This is a genomic window from Arundinibacter roseus, from assembly GCF_004348825.1.
Taxonomy (GTDB): Bacteria; Bacteroidota; Bacteroidia; order Cytophagales; family Spirosomataceae; genus Arundinibacter; species Arundinibacter roseus.
Map to the genome: position 1 here is coordinate 213,055 of NZ_SMJU01000009.1, position 16,718 is coordinate 229,772.

Genomic DNA, 16,718 nt, shown 5'->3' on the forward strand with positions numbered 1-16,718 from the left:
AAATTCCGCCTACCTTCATGCGGCACAACTTTACCCGGACTAATTTTATGATAAAAAAACTTTTCTTACTCGCAGCTCTTACGTTTACCGCTTTGTGCGGTCAGGCGCAGTCGTGGCTCATTGGCCCATTCAGCAAGCACAATGCAGCCAATCCCGTCCTTTCGCCACTTGGCACGACTACCTTCGACTGCCCGGTTCGGGGAGAAAATGTTCATTGGGAAGCCAAGGATGTTTTTAACCCGGCGGCAGTGGTTAGAAATGGGAAAATACATCTGTTGTATCGGGCAGAAGACACCGTCGGTAAGCATAACGGGACTTCCCGCATTGGCCTGGCAATCAGTAGCGACGGCCTGAATTTCAAGCGCATGCCGACACCGATTTTTTATCCGGACAACGATGCCATGAAAAAGTACGAGTGGGAAGGCGGCGTGGAAGATCCACGGGTGGTCGAGACCGCCGACGGACAGTACGTCATGACCTACACCTCGTATGACGGAGAAAAAGCCCGCTTGTGCGTAGCTACTTCTCCCGATTTGTTGTCCTGGAAGAAGCACGGGCGGGTATTTTCCAATTTTATCAAAGGCGGAGGCACCGACTTTTGGTCAAAATCCGGCTCCATTGTGTGCCGTCGGGTGGGGAGTAAACTTATTGCGACGCAAATCAATGGAAAATATTGGATGTATTGGGGCGATCAGCAGCAATTGTTTATTGCGGTTTCCGACGACCTGATTCATTGGTACCCTTTTACAAAACCAGATAAATCATTGAAAGCCGTTGCCGAATTTCGTCCCGGTCATTTTGATTACCGCGTCCTCGAACCCGGCCCGCCGGCTTTGATTACACCCAAGGGCATTGTCCTGATTTACAACGGTATGAATGACGCCAAACGTGGCGACACCACGCTTCCCGAAGGCACCTACGCTGCCGGGCAATTTTTATTTAGTGACCGTGAGCCGGATCGCCTGCTTGATCGCTCCAAGAGCTATTTTATGAAACCCGACCAACCGTATGAGATTAACGGGCAGGTCAATCAGGTAACATTTGTGGAGTCGCTCGTACCTTTCAAAGGTCGGTGGTGGCTGTACTACGGCACCGCTGATTCAAAAATTGCGGTTGCCTCGGCCCCGTTGCGCTAATTAAAACAAAAAAAGTCGCACAGAAAGAGTATTCTTCCTGTGCGACCAAGACCTTCTGTTGTGGGCAAGTACAACGGAGGTTTATTTTTTAATCATTCAAATTATTCGGCAGCTTTGGCTGTTACGACACGAGTGGTTTCGGTCGTGATGCTGAAAGGCTTTTCAACATATCCTTTTCCGGTTTCTACTACGAATACATACTCACCATCAAGCAGATTAGACAAGTCGAAAATTTTGGTATAGTTTTCAGCTTTGCCTGTATACTCGCTGTAAAGAACTTCGCCAGTTGATTTTTTGATGGCAATGTATGTGCGGTTCGATAGGTTTTTTACAGAAAGTTTGAATTTCAAATCCTGAAACGCTTCTACATTCAGGTCCACTGCATTGTCTTCCCGTACTTCAATTGCGCTTCCGTTTGTATTGGTGTTAATTCCTGCGAAAGAGGCAGCGGATACTCCCATCCATACTGCGGCTACTAAGATAGTTTTTTTCATTTTGTGTTAGTGTTTTTAATGATACGATTACTAATTGATTGTATTTTTTTAATAATTACGCTTTCTTGCCCTACAAGGTTTGTTTCGTACTTCTGAAACTCCCTTTCCGTTACTCATTTGACTCTACAAACGTACACAAAGCCGCAACACGTGTCAATAGAGGAAGATAGCTAATCAAAAGTTCATACCACAGTCCTATGATTATATTAAAATAATACAATGATTATGTAAATAGTACAACAAGTAGTTCGTTATTTGCTACGGCTATTTTGTTGAAAATCCTTTTTCAGTGTTGTACTTTTTCTATATTAATGTATACACATCTATTTTTAAGTTTTTTTCTACAGGATTCTTTTTTTCTTACCTGCCCCATAAAGCACAAAATCGGCTGCGAAGAGCCGATTTTGTGCCAATTTTATTCTTAAAAATTATAGGATTCGTTCAATCATCATCCTCCTCGTCTTCGGGTTGGGCACGCACAGAGGCGCTTCGACGGGGCGCGGGCATAGGACTGTCGATGCCTTTGACACCTTTCCAGACAATTTCGCTAAACTCAATATCATCAATTGCGTCCGGAACCGTCAGGTTCAATTCGCCTGAGCGTTTGGAATGTTTATTAACGGCCACATTTCGTTGATTCAGGTCAATATTCGACTGACGTACTACATAAGGTGACAGATCGGGTGTATTGTTAAAACACCGCCACATAGGAGTGGAAGCCGCATCGTATTGGCTCATCGGTGGCAATCCCAGAATCAATTCCATCGTTCGCAGCATCGACGTAGTGCTGTACATCGTATGATCTACAAAATTGCGCTTCACATAAGGCCCGATAACCAATGCCACCGAACGGTGCGCGTCAACGTGATCGGGGCCATTTTGGGCGTCATCTTCTACTACAAATACTACGGATTCTTTCCAAATCGGACTTTTGGACAAATACGCCACAAACTCACCAAGCGCCAGGTCGTTGTCGGCTACGGCAGCCTGCGGGGTAGCCGCACCAATTCGCAGCCCGGACGTGTGGTCGTTGGCAAGCCGCAACGTATTGAAACGAGGCACAGCATTGGCAGCCAGCAGGGAGTCAAAGTCTACTTTCCAGCGTTCCACCCGATCCACATCCTTGTAGCTTAGATCATAGGCCCGGTAATTGGGATCGTAATGATTTTCCAGTGCTTTGATCGTTGGCTTTCCCTGATGCACAAATTCACCATACGAACGGTAGCTAACGCCGGCACGCTGACAATAATCCCAGATAAATCCATCTTTGGGGTACGCAATCGTACGCGGGCCGCCTTCATAGTCGTAGGTACCTCCGCGTCCGCCGTAGTTGGTGGGCCAGGTTTTTTCCACATAATCCGTAGCGTAGCCCGCCATTGACCAATTGTGCCCGTCTGCGCTTACCTCTGCATTGACATAAAAATTATCGAGCAGTACATATTCCCGTGCGAGGGCGTGGTGATTAGGCGTGTTTTTTTCAGGAAAAAGACACAGGCTCGCATCGCCGTTGCCTTCGGGCATATCGCCAAAAATCTGATCGTACGTACGATTTTCCTTTACCACATAAAATACATACTTAATAGGCGACGGCTCCCCCACTGCCCGTGGAATCGGATTGCCCGCCTTGCCTTCGGCACGCGCTTCACGCTCCTTGGTATAGGGCGTGTTTTCGTAAACCAATTGGGTAAATCCTTTAAGTAATTCCTCATTAGGTACTGGCAATATTGAGAGATTTCCCTGAAACAAACTCCCAATATATTGCGCTTTAGCGCGCTCGGCGGGCGTCATGTTGGGCTGAGGACCTTCCGGATTTGCCAGAGAGCTTAGTCCTTTGCCATTGGCGATGTAGATTTTTCCACCTACTTCCCGAACAAGGGTAGGATACCAACCCGTGGGGATAAATCCCAGCGAACGGCTTTCGCCCCGCTCCGTTACATCAAAAACGGCCAGGCAATTGTTGTCGGCATTGGCAATGTATACTATTTTTTCATCTTCCGAAAGCGCCAATCCATTAGGTGTACTTCCGGCGGGAGCATCCGGAAAAAGTGAGGTAGTGAGCGTTTCAACTACCTTTTTTGCGCCCAAATCAATAACAGAGACGGTATTCTCATTCCCATTGGCTACAAATAGAAATTTACCGTCTTTGGTAACAACCATGTCGTTCGGATGACTGCCAACGGTGATTTGAGCGGAGATGGTTCTTTTGGAAATATCATAAACCAGTACTTTTTCGCCCCCCCATAAAGAAATATAAAGAGACGACTTATCGGGTGAAAGCAGACAGGTATAAGCCTCGGCAGGCAGCGGCTCCCGGCGAAGTACCTGACGGGTAAGCGGATCGCAGGTATAGAGCGCACTGTCTTCTTTGGTTACTACATAGAGCCGCTGAGCAGCATCGTCGAGGCATAGGCCTGCGGGCGAAATCTTCTGTTTGGGCCACGGCTCACCCAGCACAATCTGCCCATTCTCGGTTAGTTTGCCATTTGCATGGGAATACACCCGAATCAAATTGTCATTTCCGCCGGAGGCATACAGGTTTTTTTCATCACCCGAAAACGCCAACCCTACCCAGGACTTGGGAATCGTCACCTGATCAGTGATCGTTTCTGTCTCACGGGAAAGTACCGAGATACTTTGAGTTCCCTGTCCATTATTGGTAAAAGCCATCCAACGACCGGATGCAGAAACCGCTACGTTGAGGGGCAGGTCGCCTAGTGGCAGAGAAACTCCGGGCGGGGTCAACGACCAGCCATTGGGGAGCAGCACCCGCTTATTTCGTAAAATACTGACAGCATCCTGTTTGGACGATTGCCGGTTGGAGGTACATTCCATTAAACAACAGGCTACGGCAAGCACCAGAAGCGTCGGGAAAAAGTAATATTTTCTCATAGGAGCCAAAAGTTTAGAATTATCTTGACCAAATGTACTTAAAAGTCACAGCCATATGCCTTTGGATCATGTTAACAATTTGAGAATTGAACCCCATTGACTAATTTTACAGCGCTTGCAAAGCACCGAATGAGTGATAGATTGGTAGAATCAGATTCTATTCGCTTATTCCATTCTATCATTCCTTCATTCTATCATTCAAAATTTTAAAGCATACATGAGAGAAATAGCGTTCAGAGATGCCATAAAAGAGGCTATGTCAGAAGAAATGCGCCGCGATGAGCGCGTATTCCTGATGGGTGAAGAAGTAGCTGAGTACAACGGTGCCTACAAGGCAAGTCAGGGCATGCTTGACGAATTTGGCCCCAAGCGAGTAATCGATACACCTATTGCCGAGCTTGGCTTTGCCGGAATAGGCGTGGGCGCTGCCGCCAATGGGCTACGGCCAATCATTGAGTTCATGACGTTCAACTTTTCGCTGGTCGCTATTGATCAGGTGATCAACAGCGCGGCCAAGATGCTATCTATGTCGGGCGGCCAATATAATGTACCCATTGTGTTTCGGGGGCCAACCGGCAATGCCGGACAGCTTGGTGCGCAACATTCTCAGAATTTTGAAAACTGGTTTGCCAACACACCCGGTCTGAAAGTTGTCGTACCTGCGAACCCATACGATGCCAAAGGTTTGCTCAAATCTTCTATTCGCGACAACGATCCGGTCATTTTTATGGAATCGGAAGTAATGTATGGTGATAAAATGGAAGTGCCTGAGGAAGAGTACCTGATTCCGATTGGCAAAGCAGAAATAAAAAGAAAAGGAACAGACGTAACCATCGTTTCTTTTGGCAAGATGATTCCACGGGTGGTTATTCCCGCAATTGACGAGCTCGCCAAGCAGGGTATCAGTGCTGAGTTGATTGACTTGCGCACCGTACGGCCCATTGATTACGCCACTGTAATCGAGTCAGTTAAGAAAACCAACCGGTGTGTGGTGGTGGAAGAAGCCTGGCCATTGGCTGCTATTTCGTCTGAAATCACCTATCATGTACAGCGGTTTGCCTTTGACTACCTCGACGCACCCGTCATGCGGGTCAACAGCCGTGACGTGCCTCTGCCCTACGCACCCACGCTGATTGAAGAGATTCTGCCAAACGTGAAACGTACGATTGAAGCTGTAAAGGCAGTAATGTACAAAAAGAAATAATCAGAAAAAGTCAATGTATTTTTAGTAATACGCAAAGGCCGCAATCTAATCGTTGCGGCTTTTGTATTTCAGCCCCTTAGCCTACGCATGATGCCCGTACTTTCACTCCAACATATTTCTGTCCGAAAATTTGACTCGCCAGTTCTTTTTGACTTGACATGGGAAGTAAAACCTGGCGAGCAGTGGGTCATTTGCGGAGGGAATGGCTCCGGCAAAACTACCTTACTGGAAACGCTCGCCAGCCGCTGGGCTACTACTCAGGGTCAGCTCCATAAACAGGGAGTCGTTGAATTTGTGGCCAATGACTATTCCTTTAACCGCATTGCCCGTGCTGCTGCGCAGTACTATCAGCAGCGGTTTCAGGCCTATGAAGCGGCGGTTGCACCTTCGGTGCGTGAAGTACTTACTGAACAAATGAAACCCGTTGGGACAGTAGATGACAAGTCGGTACAATTGGCAGAGAACACTGTATCCGAGGAAAAATTAGAGGAAGTTTGCTCTTTGCTGCAACTTACCCACCTGCTGGATCAGCCTTTTATTACGCTCTCAAATGGCGAAACCCGCCGCATGCTGCTGGCACGTTCGCTGGTAAAAAAGCCTGACATTTTGCTGCTCGACCATCCTTTTGTGGGCCTTGATGTGCATTCACGGGAAGTACTGCGTACGGCATTAGCTACGCTTGCCTCACGGGGCAGTACGATCATTCTGGCCACAAGCCCTTCCGAAATCCCTGCTTTTTTTACGCATATTTTGGAGCTTAATCAAGGAAGAATTATCAACCAATCTACACTCGAAAACTGGTCGCCGAAGAGTTTGATGATGAGTTCTGAATCTCCGCACCCTCACTTTGAAAACTTCACCACGTTTGATGCTCCTTCCGGGCCGGACTTTGCTCACGCTTTTGACCTAAGAAATATTCGGGTTGTGTATGACGGAAAGGCCGTTCTGGATCAGGTAAACTGGAAAGTACAAAAAGGGGAGAAATGGGCGCTTACGGGTGCCAATGGTTCTGGAAAATCTACCTTGCTGAGTATTCTGACAGCTGATCACCCCCAGCGGTTTGCCAACGACTATGATTTATTTGATCAAAAAAGAGGAGGAAAAGGGGCTTCAATCTGGGACATCAAACAAAAAATTGGGCATGTCTCGCCAGAGTTGCACCTTTATTTTCCTACCGAAACTACCGTATTCAAGGCAATCGCCTCCGGCTTTTTTGATGCCACAGGAGTTTATTTTAAGAAATTAAATCCTCACCAAACCGAACAGGTACATCAAATGGTAGCCTTGTTACAACTGACTCCCGAAATGGATCGGCCGTTGCAAAAACTTTCCAAAGGTGAGCAGCGGCTGGTTTTGCTGGCGCGCGCGCTTGTCAAAAACCCACCATTGTTGATTATGGATGAACCCTGTCAGGGATTGGATGTTGGTTCGATTGAGTATTTCAAAGCGGTGGTAGACGCCCTCTGCGGCAGCGATCAGCGCACACTGATTTATGTTTCGCACTATCCACATGAAATTCCATCCTGCGTAAACAACTTTTTGAAACTGGAACGTGGAAGAGTGGCGGAGATTCGCAGGGTATAAATAAAAAAGCAGGCTCCTGGAAAGAGCCTGCTTTTGATTGTTCTGAAACAACACATACAAAACGCCTCAAAGTAAGAAATAGTTTAGGCTTTGAAAAATAGTTCTATTATTTTTCGGTTTATTCATCAAAAAAGTGTTTTTCGTAAAAAAAGGGGGGATTTATCCACATTCTGAGAAAAATGGGTGCACGGCAGCAATTGATCTATGAAGTTCGAATTCGTCCGTTGGTGCAGGCAAATCCTTTTGAAATGCCAGAGGAAACGATTACCTATTTCTCCAATTTGAAGAAAGCCATCGAAACTATTCATACCGCATTGGGCGCGCAGCGGTGGCCCAGTACGATTAATTATTCGGGTGTATACCGGAATCTGAAAAGCAGGGGAAAATTTCGGCACGTATTCGTAGTAGAGGGCGTCCGTTATTTTGAACTGAACATCTGTACGCGCCTGCTCAATCCGCATTTAACAACCCTTGGAATAGACGAAATGCCCGCCCCCCGAAGAAAATAGGAAGCGGGCAAATGTGTATTAAAAATAATAATCTTATATAACTATTTCTTGCTAACTGACTGATACTGTTTCCAGTCTCCACTTTTAATATATGCCATGTATTTGGCTGCTTCACTTTTCACTACCGGAAGCAGGAAGAATAAGCCGATCAGGTTGGGAACAGACATGGCAAAAATCATGGCATCTGAGAAATCAGTTACGGCTCCAAGGCTTGCTGCGGCGCCCACTACCACAAAAATGCAGAAAAGAACTTTGTACAACATGTCGTTAAGTTTTGTTTTACCAAACAAAAACAACCACGCCTGCAAGCCATAGTAAGACCAGGAGATCATGGTCGAGAAGGCAAACATGACAACCGTTACCGTGAGCACGTAGGGAAACCAGGGAATTACCGTCGCAAACGACTGCGAGGTGATTTCTACCCCGCCCATTGCGCCTGCGTTGTCATAATCGCCGGTGATGACCACTACCACGGCCGTCATCGTACAAATAATAACCGTATCAATAAAGGGTTCGAGCAATGCCACGATGCCTTCACTTGCCGGAAAATCAGTCTTAACTGCCGAATGCGCAATTGCTGCTGAGCCTACGCCCGCTTCGTTGGAAAACGCCGCCCGGCGAAAACCCTGCACAAGAACTCCTACAAAACCACCCGCAACGGCAATTGGCGAGAACGCTTCTCCAAAAATTTTACCCAACGTAGCGGGCAGGTTAGCGGCATTCACAATAATGACGACCAAAGAAGCCAGGATGTAAATTCCGCACATAAACGGAACAATTTTTTCGGTAACCGCGCCAATGCGTTTGATTCCGCCAATAATCACGAGGGCAACCATACCCGCCATAAATAGGCCAAAGATAGTTCCGGCGGAGGTAGACGTACTGCCGGTCATATCCAAAAACTGCTTGGCAGCCTGGTTAGACTGAAACATATTGCCGCCGCCAAATGAACCACCAACGCACATGATTGCAAAAAAGACAGCCAGTACTTTTCCCAGTTTTGCCTGCCCTTTTTCCTTTAAACCTTTGGTCAGGTAGTACATAGGACCGCCGTAAACCTTGCCATCTGCGCCAATTTCACGGTATTTTACACCTAAGGTACATTCTACAAATTTGGATGACATGCCCAAAAGTCCCGCAAGGATCATCCAAAATGTAGCACCCGGACCACCCAGTGAAATTGCGATAGCAACACCGGCAATGTTTCCAAGGCCTACTGTACCCGACACCGCAGCCGTAAGTGCCTGAAAGTGAGAAACCTCACCAGCGTCATTGGGGTCGCTGTATGTACCTTTTACCGTTTGAATGGCAGTGCCAAAACCCCGGATATTGATAAATTTAAAATAAATGGTGAAGAAGGTCGCTGAGCACAGCAGGAAAATAATCACCAAAGGCATGTTGGTAGTTGCTTCGGCGCCTAATTGAACGGAGTAAAATACAACGCCGCTGACCCAATCGGTGGCGGGCTGCACCATGTCATTGATTTTTTTGTCGAGCCCACCTTCTGCCGCCTGGGCAAATGTGGAGCTGCCTGATAAAGAGGCAAGAAATAAAGTTAAAAGAGAAGAAAGTCTTTTCATACAGCGGGCTTGTTGAATGAATGGTTAATGGTTTTAATTAGAAAATATTATTTGGCTATAAAATGCTAAACTACTATAAAATTTCCCAAATAAACAACAAAGAGCCCGAGGTGTAGAATACCTCGGGCTCTTTGTTACTATTTTGCAAACTTAGTTATCTTCCTGATTAAGTTTACTATGCTTTTTCCCATAAAGGAAATAGATGGCCAGGCCAAGTGCCAGCCAAAGGGCTAGTCGATACCAGCTTTCCAGCGGAAGAGAGCTCATCAGATACACACAAATTCCGATGCCCATGATGGGCACGAACGGCACGAGCGGTGTCTTGAACGCACGGTGTAGGTGAGGCATGCGAATTCGCATAAGCCATACACCTGCGCAAACAAGGCAGAATGCAAACAGTGTACCAATGCTTACCATATGGCCTAGGTCACTCACGGGCACAAAACCAGCAAACAAGCTTACAAAGACCAGAAAAAACAAGTTCGTTTTCCAGGGCGTATGATATTTTTTGTGAATGACACTAAAAAATGGTGGTAGCAATCCATCCTTACTCATGGTATAAAAAACCCGGCTTTGCCCCAGCAACATTACGAGCATCACGGAGGTATAGCCAGCCAGAATAGCCAGAATCAGACCGGTTTGTAAAAAATCATAGCCCGTTTTAGCAAAAGCAGTTGCAGCGGGTTTGGCGTCGTTCACAAATTCGGTGTAGTTGACAAGACCCGTCATGACGTGAGCAAAGAGTACGTATAGGATTGTGCAGATAATCAAAGAACCGAGAATACCGATGGGCATATCGCGCTGCGGATTTTTTGCTTCCTGAGCCGCCGTAGAAACCGCATCAAAACCAATGAAGGCAAAGAAAACTACCGCTGCACCACGGGCAATCCCCGACCAGCCAAAGTGCCCATAACTTCCAGTGTTTTCAGGAATGTAGGGTGTGTAGTTTACTGGATCAATGTGGCTCCATCCCAGGGCTATAAATACCAGGACGACAAGGATTTTCACTATCACAAGTACATTATTCATCAGCGCTGAGCCCTGCGTTCCGCGAATCAACAGGAGCGAAAGTAAACCTACGATCAGAATGGCGGGGAGGTTAATGAGGCCGCCTTCTACGACAGTTCCATCGCTCAGTTTGACTACCTCAAAGGGTGAGCAGACCAACTCTACGGGAAGGTGAATGCCAAAACCACTCAGGAATTCGAGCAAATAGCGCGACCAGCTCACGGCAACCGTAGCGGCACCCAATGCGTATTCAAGCACGAGATCCCAGCCAATGATCCAGGCCACAAATTCTCCCATGGTAGCATACGAATAGGTGTAGGCACTTCCGGCAATAGGGATCATGGAGGCGAATTCGGCATAGCAAAGCCCGGCAAAAGCACAACCAAAGGCGGCCAATACAAAGGAGATGGTCACCGCAGGGCCGGCATGCTCAGCAGCGGCAATACCTGTGAGGGAAAATAGTCCGGCACCAATTATTGCCCCGATTCCGAGTGCTACCAAACTTGTGGCGCTCAACGTACGTTTTAGCTGATTTCCTTCATCAGAAGATTCAGCCATTAGCTTGTCCAGCGGCTTTTTTATCCAAAGTTGATTTGCCATTGTAGAGTTTTTTGTAAAAAAATCAGATTTGGTTGAATTACTAAACTACGATAAAAATCGGGATATGGAATTTGTAAAAAAAAAGAGGGAGGAAAACATACTGTTCCCCTCCCTCCGATTCTATTGAAAATTACGCTTTGGCTGCTTTTCCTTTTTTGATCACAGGCGCAGTGGTTTCCTCTACCACAACCGGTGCCGGATTTTTGAGGTACTCACGCTGCAAAGTATCTACAACGATAGGCGCCGCAATAAACAGCGAAGAATAGGTACCTACAACCACACCAATCAGCATGGAGAACGTAAATCCACGAATGACTTCGCCACCAAAAATCAACAGAACGATCAGTACCAGAATGGTAGAAATACCCGTCACGGCAGTTCGGCTCAGCGTACTGTTCAGAGCGTTGTTGATAATGGTAGGAATGCTTTCTTTTTTCCCGCCTTTCTCGTTCAGATATTCACGAATACGGTCAAAAATAACTACGGTATCGTTCATTGAATATCCCATGATGGTTAGAACAGAACCGATAAATGCCTGATCAATATCCAATGAGAAAGGCAACCAACCATTGAAAAGGGAGAAGATGGCCAATAGCACAACCACATCGTGGAAAAGTGCAGCGACGGCACCATAACTAAATGCCACGCGCCGGAAACGAATGAAGATGTACGCAAAGTTGACCGCTACGGCGAGTAAAATAGCCCAAATAGCCGAGATCATGGTGTCATACGCAATTGTTGGTCCTACTTTGGCTGAGCTTACAATTTGAGCGCTGTTTCCAGTGATTTTTGCAGCACCCGCCATAATTTTAGCCTCCGCTGTTTTGTCGGCATCGGGAGATGTGTCGTCAATCAAATAGGCCGTAGTAACTTTCACCTGATCAAATCCACCGAAGGTTTTTACCTCAGGAGTAGAGCCAAGCGTTTCGGCCATTGCGCTACGTACATCGTCTGTATTTACACTTTTCTCAAAGCGAACCACGTACGAACGTCCGCCTTTGAAATCAATACCTAAACCAAAACCTTTGAAAATAAAGGAGCCAACTCCAATTGCCAGAATAATTCCGGAAATGATATAGAAACGCTTACGTTGGGTAACAAAGTCAAAGTTGGTATCCTTGAACCAGTTCTTGGTCAATCCTGAATAGAATTTCAAGGATTTGCCACTTTTTACCTGCGCTTCCAGCAGCAGACGTGTGATGAATATGGCTGCAAAAAGTGAGGTCAAAAGACCAATCACGAGGGTCGTTGCAAAACCAAGTACCAGTCCGGTACCGAAAATAAACAGAATAATCCCTGTCAAAAGCGTCGTAACGTTGGAGTCAATAATAGCTGAGAGAGCGCTCTTGAAACCATCAGTAACCGCCTGTCCAAAGGGTTTGCCTTTTTCCAGTTCAATTTTTATTCCTTCATAAATCAGTACGTTTGCATCCACCGACATACCGATCGTCAGTACGATACCAGCAATACCCGACAACGTCAATACAGCGCCCAAGGAAGCCATAACGCCCATTAGGAAGAACAAGTTGACGAACAGGGCGATGTCGGCAATCCAGCCGGCGCGGCTATAATAAGCGACCATAAATACCAATACCACAATCAGACCCACGAGCGAAGACAGGATACCGGCCGTTACGGCTTCTGAACCCAATGTAGAACCTACCACAGCTTCTTCCACAATATTGGTTGGTGCGGGTAGCTTACCGGCTTTCAGTACGTTCGCCATGTCTTTGGTTTCTTCTACGGTAAAACTTCCTGAAATGCTGGAATTACCGTTTGGAATTTCGCCATTTACATTTGGCGCAGTATACACCTGATTGTCCAGGATAATAGCAATCTGCCGACCAACATTATTGGCAGTGAGCGTCCGCCACTTGCGGGCGCCTTCGCCGTTCATGCGCATGCTTACTTCGGGGCGTCCGCGTTCGTCATAATCGTTGGTAGCGTCTACAATCACATCGCCTTCGAGGGGAGCTTTACCGTTGGTTTTTTTGATAAAATAAAGCGCCAGAATCTGCTGACCGTCATTCGCATCAATTCCTTTACGATCCCACATAAAAACCAGATCCGACGGAAAAAACGAACGTACTTCGGCCCGACGCAGAATTTCTCCCGCCCGGCCGGTATCTTTCAAATAAACACCCAAGCCTTGTGGAAGCGGTACAAACAGGTTCGTCAAGGCAGCGGTTTGAGCAGCTAAAGCAGACGTATCGGCCTGAGCAGAATCAGCCCGCTGTGCCAGCTGAGCTTCCAGGCTGCTGGCAGCAGCAGGTTTGGTGGTGTCGGCAGCAGCAGAAGGTGTAGCAGGTGCGGCAGCTTTGGTGGCAGCTTCTTCGCGGGTCAGGTAAAGACCAAGCTGATCCAATGCGGGCGCAATTTCATTGGTATTATACACTTCGGCAAACTCCAATTTGGCGGCTCCCGAAAGCAGGCGACGCACACGCTCAGGGTTATCAACACCGGGAAGCTCTACCAAAATCTGATTCTTGCCGGGAAGGCGTTGCAGGTTAGGGTTCGTTACACCGAACTTATCAACCCGTGCCTGAATAATCTTGAAGGCACGATCAATCGCATTTTCTACTTCTTCATTCAAAAGACCAACTACCTCTGTGTCCGAAGAATTACTGTTTATTTTACCCCGGTTTGCACTATTGGCAAATACACTCGCCAGGCTCGTATTGGGTGCTGCTTGTTTATAAGCGCTCACAAACAGGTTTACAAAACTGCTTTGGCTACTTTTTTGAGCTTCCTCGGCATCTTTAATTGCTTTCTGAAACTGCGCGCTGCGAGCATTACCACCGGCAAGCCCTTTCAGGATATCAGCAGGTGCTACTTCAAGTACCACGTGCATACCACCCTGAAGGTCAAGTCCAAGGCCTAACTCCCGCTCCATTACTTCCTGAAGCGTATGACCCAGGTATACATCTTCACGCCACAGCGAGTCGATATAGCTTTGTTTTTTGATGTAATCTACCTTTCCGTCGGCAGAGGTGGCATAGGTTTCCGCATCGGCTTTTACCTTGCGGGCAACGAATGAAAAGGACAGGTAGTAGATGCTGATAAGCGCCAAAACTACCGCCAGAGTGATTATTCCGGATTTGTTACGCATGAATGAAAAAAATGTTTAGAACTAAAAAGTGACGTTTGAATAAAGAATAACGTTTTTCTCGATGAGGTAAAAACAGAGAAATAGACAAGAATTTTTCAATTCTATATTCATAAAAAAACTGCAAAACTCATCGAAAACGTGCCTGAATCAGGCCTCAGGGGGCATTGGGCGCAATGTGATGCCCAAAAACGTACTGGAAGTAGGAGAAATAATAAAAAGGAGTTCGGCACGAGAGAGGTACCTTTATTTTTTCTTCAAAACTATACTGGAATACATGCGTAAGAACAAACAGCGACTTGGCAAAGTCAAAAGAAAGAGCCGGAATCACAACTGCATGTAACGACAATTCACTAACCGTTACGGGTGCTTCGGAAGAAGTGTTTTTGGTCGTTTGTTCCGTTTTATCTTTCTCAATTACCCGGGAAGGTACTGTCCATGACTTTCCTGCAACTGCCACAATGAGCATAAGGGCAGCCAGTAAGCTGCTCATTAGCTGAGAGATATGTTGTGGTTTTGCGTGCAAATCGGTTTTGTTTTTGGTAAACGGATCGCAAAGTTTATGCCAAAACATGAAAATTACAAGTATTCGTACTTTTTATCCATTTTATATCTGTGAATGTCAGCGGGCTAGCGGCCTGTTTAGCGCTGTAATTACACCAAAAAACGCCGTCAGTTATATATCTGACGGCGTTTTTGTTAGTATTTATTTATGACTATATCCGAATGGTCGTCCCGTCAAAGAGCGGTACGTTCATGCTGAAATTTTCGCCATATTGAAGTTTTTGTTCTTCCAGAATACCAAGTGCAATTTGCTCGCCAAGCCGCAATGACTCCAATTGATCGCTATACCAATGCACACCGGCCCAATTTCGACCAAAGGCGATATTGGCAGCTAGTTTATTTAATTCGCCTTCTACGGTATACCGACCCAAATTTGCTGCGTCCGGAATAAGATTCCGTCCCTGTGGGCTTGGAACATACGCAAAAGGCAAAATAGAACCTTCGTCAAAGAATGCTTTCAGGATCGTCACACAGGCTCCCGCTACTGTGGCATGTCCTGAACCATAGGAAGGATGCATGGGGCTTCCTTCAACAAATGGCATTGGCAGCAGCCATGAGTCAGGCGAACCTTCAGGATTTTGAGCGGCATTATGTTGCCTTACACGGTTTAGAAGATCCGCACCTAGTTTAGCGTTAATTTTTTCAAAAGGTTCAAGATCCATCCCTTGTCCACTTTTAAATCGATGAACCCAGCCTGCAATTTGTTCTGGTCGGGCTCTGCGGTGCACATTGAACTTCTGATAACGAACGGCTTTCAGCGCACGTGTGGCTACTTCTGACACAAGATTAAGAATATGCGGGCCACCAAATGTAGCAAAACCTGTTTGTGCGTCAATACTATCTACATTACGAAAGGGTACACCTGGGTCAAAAGGAATTCCGTTGTTCAGCAGGATCAGGCAGGCATTAAAATAAGCCTGATGCAAGGCATCGTAGTGCACATAGGTGGCCAAATCACGAGGTGTTATAATGAAACGATACCCAACTTCACGATCAATGTTATTATCATTTTCGACGGGCACATACTTTTCCAATCCACGCAAATCTGCTCCATTTTGCACATCTAGCCAATGCTCCCAGGTGGTCATATAATCTACACCCGGACTGGCAATTCGTACGCGCTGATCATTGATACAGCTCCCAAACCGGATAAGTCCCTGCGCTTCCGAAAACGAGTTGGGTTCGTTACCAAGTGCCTTGTTGCCTACATACAAAAACTGTGAAATATGGAAGCCTATGTCGTCTCCTTTTATATTCCCTCTAAAAATGGTATTTCCATCAAAAGCAATAGGCCCACCACCTGCAAAATACCCCCGCTTACGGTTTTGCTCATAGGCATGTAAGCCACTTTCCGCTGGATTTGCCAGCCACGGTAACTGATTGAGGTGCGCAATAGCGGCCTGTATAGTAGCATTACCGCTAAACTGATCGAAGCGGATATCCCGACACAAGGCCATCCAGTATATTTCGGCCAATTCAGACACAAGTTCATCACTTTCAAGTGCTGGCGCCGGCGGAATACACACAGCTTGAGCATCAGGGCCTTGCAAATCATGAGTAAGGCCAGAAGCCATGCTCTCCCATGCTCGGATAGTAGCGGGACGTCCTTCCCCATTTGCATTCTGTGCTACCGGAGAAAGCCACGCAACGTTTTCATTAAGCGGTAAATTCCGAATCAATTCCAGATCGCCCGAATCAGCTGCACGGATGAAGGCAGCAAAGTCTTCGGCATTTTTTACAATCCCATTTTCTCCATGTTCCAGCCCTTTTGTAAAACTATTAATCAGGCTTGGGCCTAAATCTTTGACAAATGTACCATCGGCCATGCGCTCAGTCACGCGGTATTTGTTTTCGTCGCCGTTGTTTACGTGGCGTTGGTGCGGGCGGTTATATGCCATGTCTGCGGCAGCATACCGAACTTTTTTTGCTTGTTCTCTGCGGTAATTCATGAAATGAAAGGGTCTTTTAAGGTTTAAAAAAAAGTAAAGACCCGGCGGAGGAGAATTACAAGAGGTCTATCCTCCGGTCAGGTACAGGTTAGTCG

At 46.6% G+C, this 16,718-nt stretch carries 11 protein-coding genes; 4 read left to right on the forward strand and 7 right to left on the reverse strand.

All coding sequences use genetic code 11. The features are described 5' to 3' along the window. Positions 1 to 47: 47 nt before the first annotated feature. Positions 48 to 1,136, forward strand: a complete 1,089-nt coding sequence (locus EZE20_RS15885) for a glycoside hydrolase family 130 protein (RefSeq protein ID WP_132119410.1) — start codon at positions 48 to 50, stop codon at positions 1,134 to 1,136. 101 nt (positions 1,137 to 1,237) lie between these two features. Here the strand turns inward: EZE20_RS15885 and EZE20_RS15890 are convergent, their stop codons facing one another. Both EZE20_RS15890 and EZE20_RS15895 read right to left on the reverse strand, forming a co-directional pair. Beyond that, positions 1,238 to 1,630 carry a hypothetical protein gene (locus EZE20_RS15890; protein WP_132119412.1) on the reverse strand — a complete coding sequence of 131 codons (393 nt, stop codon included), beginning with the start codon at positions 1,628 to 1,630 and terminating at the stop codon, positions 1,238 to 1,240. A 441-nt stretch (positions 1,631 to 2,071) separates the two neighbouring features. Then, positions 2,072 to 4,519 (reverse strand): bifunctional YncE family protein/alkaline phosphatase family protein, encoded by a 2,448-nt coding sequence (locus EZE20_RS15895; protein ID WP_132119414.1) that lies wholly within the window; start codon positions 4,517 to 4,519, stop codon positions 2,072 to 2,074. Between the two features lie 217 nt (positions 4,520 to 4,736). Here EZE20_RS15895 and EZE20_RS15900 point away from each other — a divergent pair, with 217 nt between their 5' ends. The 3 genes from EZE20_RS15900 to EZE20_RS15910 all read left to right on the forward strand — a co-directional run bounded on the left by EZE20_RS15900 (position 4,737) and on the right by EZE20_RS15910 (position 7,816). Beyond that, a complete protein-coding gene (locus EZE20_RS15900; RefSeq protein ID WP_132119416.1) occupies positions 4,737 to 5,723 on the forward strand; it encodes a pyruvate dehydrogenase complex E1 component subunit beta in 987 nt (328 codons plus the stop codon). A gap of 87 nt (positions 5,724 to 5,810) precedes the next feature. After that, positions 5,811 to 7,307 carry an ATP-binding cassette domain-containing protein gene (locus tag EZE20_RS15905; RefSeq protein ID WP_228713801.1) on the forward strand — a complete coding sequence of 499 codons (1,497 nt, stop codon included), beginning with the start codon at positions 5,811 to 5,813 and terminating at the stop codon, positions 7,305 to 7,307. 179 nt (positions 7,308 to 7,486) lie between these two features. Beyond that, positions 7,487 to 7,816, forward strand: coding sequence for a hypothetical protein (locus EZE20_RS15910; protein WP_132119418.1), 330 nt, complete (start codon positions 7,487 to 7,489; stop codon positions 7,814 to 7,816). A 41-nt stretch (positions 7,817 to 7,857) separates the two neighbouring features. On the opposite strand, the gene EZE20_RS15915 is transcribed toward EZE20_RS15910, so the two are convergent. The 5 genes from EZE20_RS15915 to EZE20_RS15935 form a co-directional block, all read right to left on the reverse strand. Then, positions 7,858 to 9,396, reverse strand: a complete 1,539-nt coding sequence (locus EZE20_RS15915; RefSeq protein WP_132119420.1) for an alanine/glycine:cation symporter family protein — start codon at positions 9,394 to 9,396, stop codon at positions 7,858 to 7,860. A gap of 150 nt (positions 9,397 to 9,546) precedes the next feature. Further along, positions 9,547 to 11,004, reverse strand: a complete 1,458-nt coding sequence (locus tag EZE20_RS15920) for an amino acid permease (RefSeq protein ID WP_132119422.1) — start codon at positions 11,002 to 11,004, stop codon at positions 9,547 to 9,549. A 130-nt stretch (positions 11,005 to 11,134) separates the two neighbouring features. Then, positions 11,135 to 14,113 (reverse strand): protein translocase subunit SecDF, encoded by a 2,979-nt coding sequence (gene secDF / locus EZE20_RS15925; protein ID WP_132119424.1) that lies wholly within the window; start codon positions 14,111 to 14,113, stop codon positions 11,135 to 11,137. Positions 14,114 to 14,267: 154 nt separating this feature from the next. Next, positions 14,268 to 14,684, reverse strand: coding sequence for a hypothetical protein (locus tag EZE20_RS15930; protein ID WP_132119425.1), 417 nt, complete (start codon positions 14,682 to 14,684; stop codon positions 14,268 to 14,270). A 142-nt stretch (positions 14,685 to 14,826) separates the two neighbouring features. Continuing rightward, positions 14,827 to 16,623: a vanadium-dependent haloperoxidase gene (locus tag EZE20_RS15935; RefSeq protein ID WP_132119427.1), complete on the reverse strand. Its 1,797-nt coding sequence runs from the start codon at positions 16,621 to 16,623 to the stop codon at positions 14,827 to 14,829. Between the last annotated feature and the right edge of the window lie 95 nt (positions 16,624 to 16,718).

Coding starts and splice junctions, on each gene's coding strand:
- EZE20_RS15885 (WP_132119410.1), top strand. CDS start 48: ATGATAAAAAAACTTTTCTTACTCGCAGCTCTTACGTTTACCGCTTTG.
- EZE20_RS15895 (WP_132119414.1), bottom strand. CDS start 4,519: ATGAGAAAATATTACTTTTTCCCGACGCTTCTGGTGCTTGCCGTAGCC.
- EZE20_RS15900 (WP_132119416.1), top strand. CDS start 4,737: ATGAGAGAAATAGCGTTCAGAGATGCCATAAAAGAGGCTATGTCAGAA.
- EZE20_RS15915 (WP_132119420.1), bottom strand. CDS start 9,396: ATGAAAAGACTTTCTTCTCTTTTAACTTTATTTCTTGCCTCTTTATCA.
- EZE20_RS15910 (WP_132119418.1), top strand. CDS start 7,487: ATGGGTGCACGGCAGCAATTGATCTATGAAGTTCGAATTCGTCCGTTG.
- EZE20_RS15920 (WP_132119422.1), bottom strand. CDS start 11,004: ATGGCAAATCAACTTTGGATAAAAAAGCCGCTGGACAAGCTAATGGCT.
- secDF (WP_132119424.1), bottom strand. CDS start 14,113: ATGCGTAACAAATCCGGAATAATCACTCTGGCGGTAGTTTTGGCGCTT.
- EZE20_RS15935 (WP_132119427.1), bottom strand. CDS start 16,623: ATGAATTACCGCAGAGAACAAGCAAAAAAAGTTCGGTATGCTGCCGCA.
- EZE20_RS15930 (WP_132119425.1), bottom strand. CDS start 14,684: ATGTTTTGGCATAAACTTTGCGATCCGTTTACCAAAAACAAAACCGAT.
- EZE20_RS15890 (WP_132119412.1), bottom strand. CDS start 1,630: ATGAAAAAAACTATCTTAGTAGCCGCAGTATGGATGGGAGTATCCGCT.
- EZE20_RS15905 (WP_228713801.1), top strand. CDS start 5,811: ATGATGCCCGTACTTTCACTCCAACATATTTCTGTCCGAAAATTTGAC.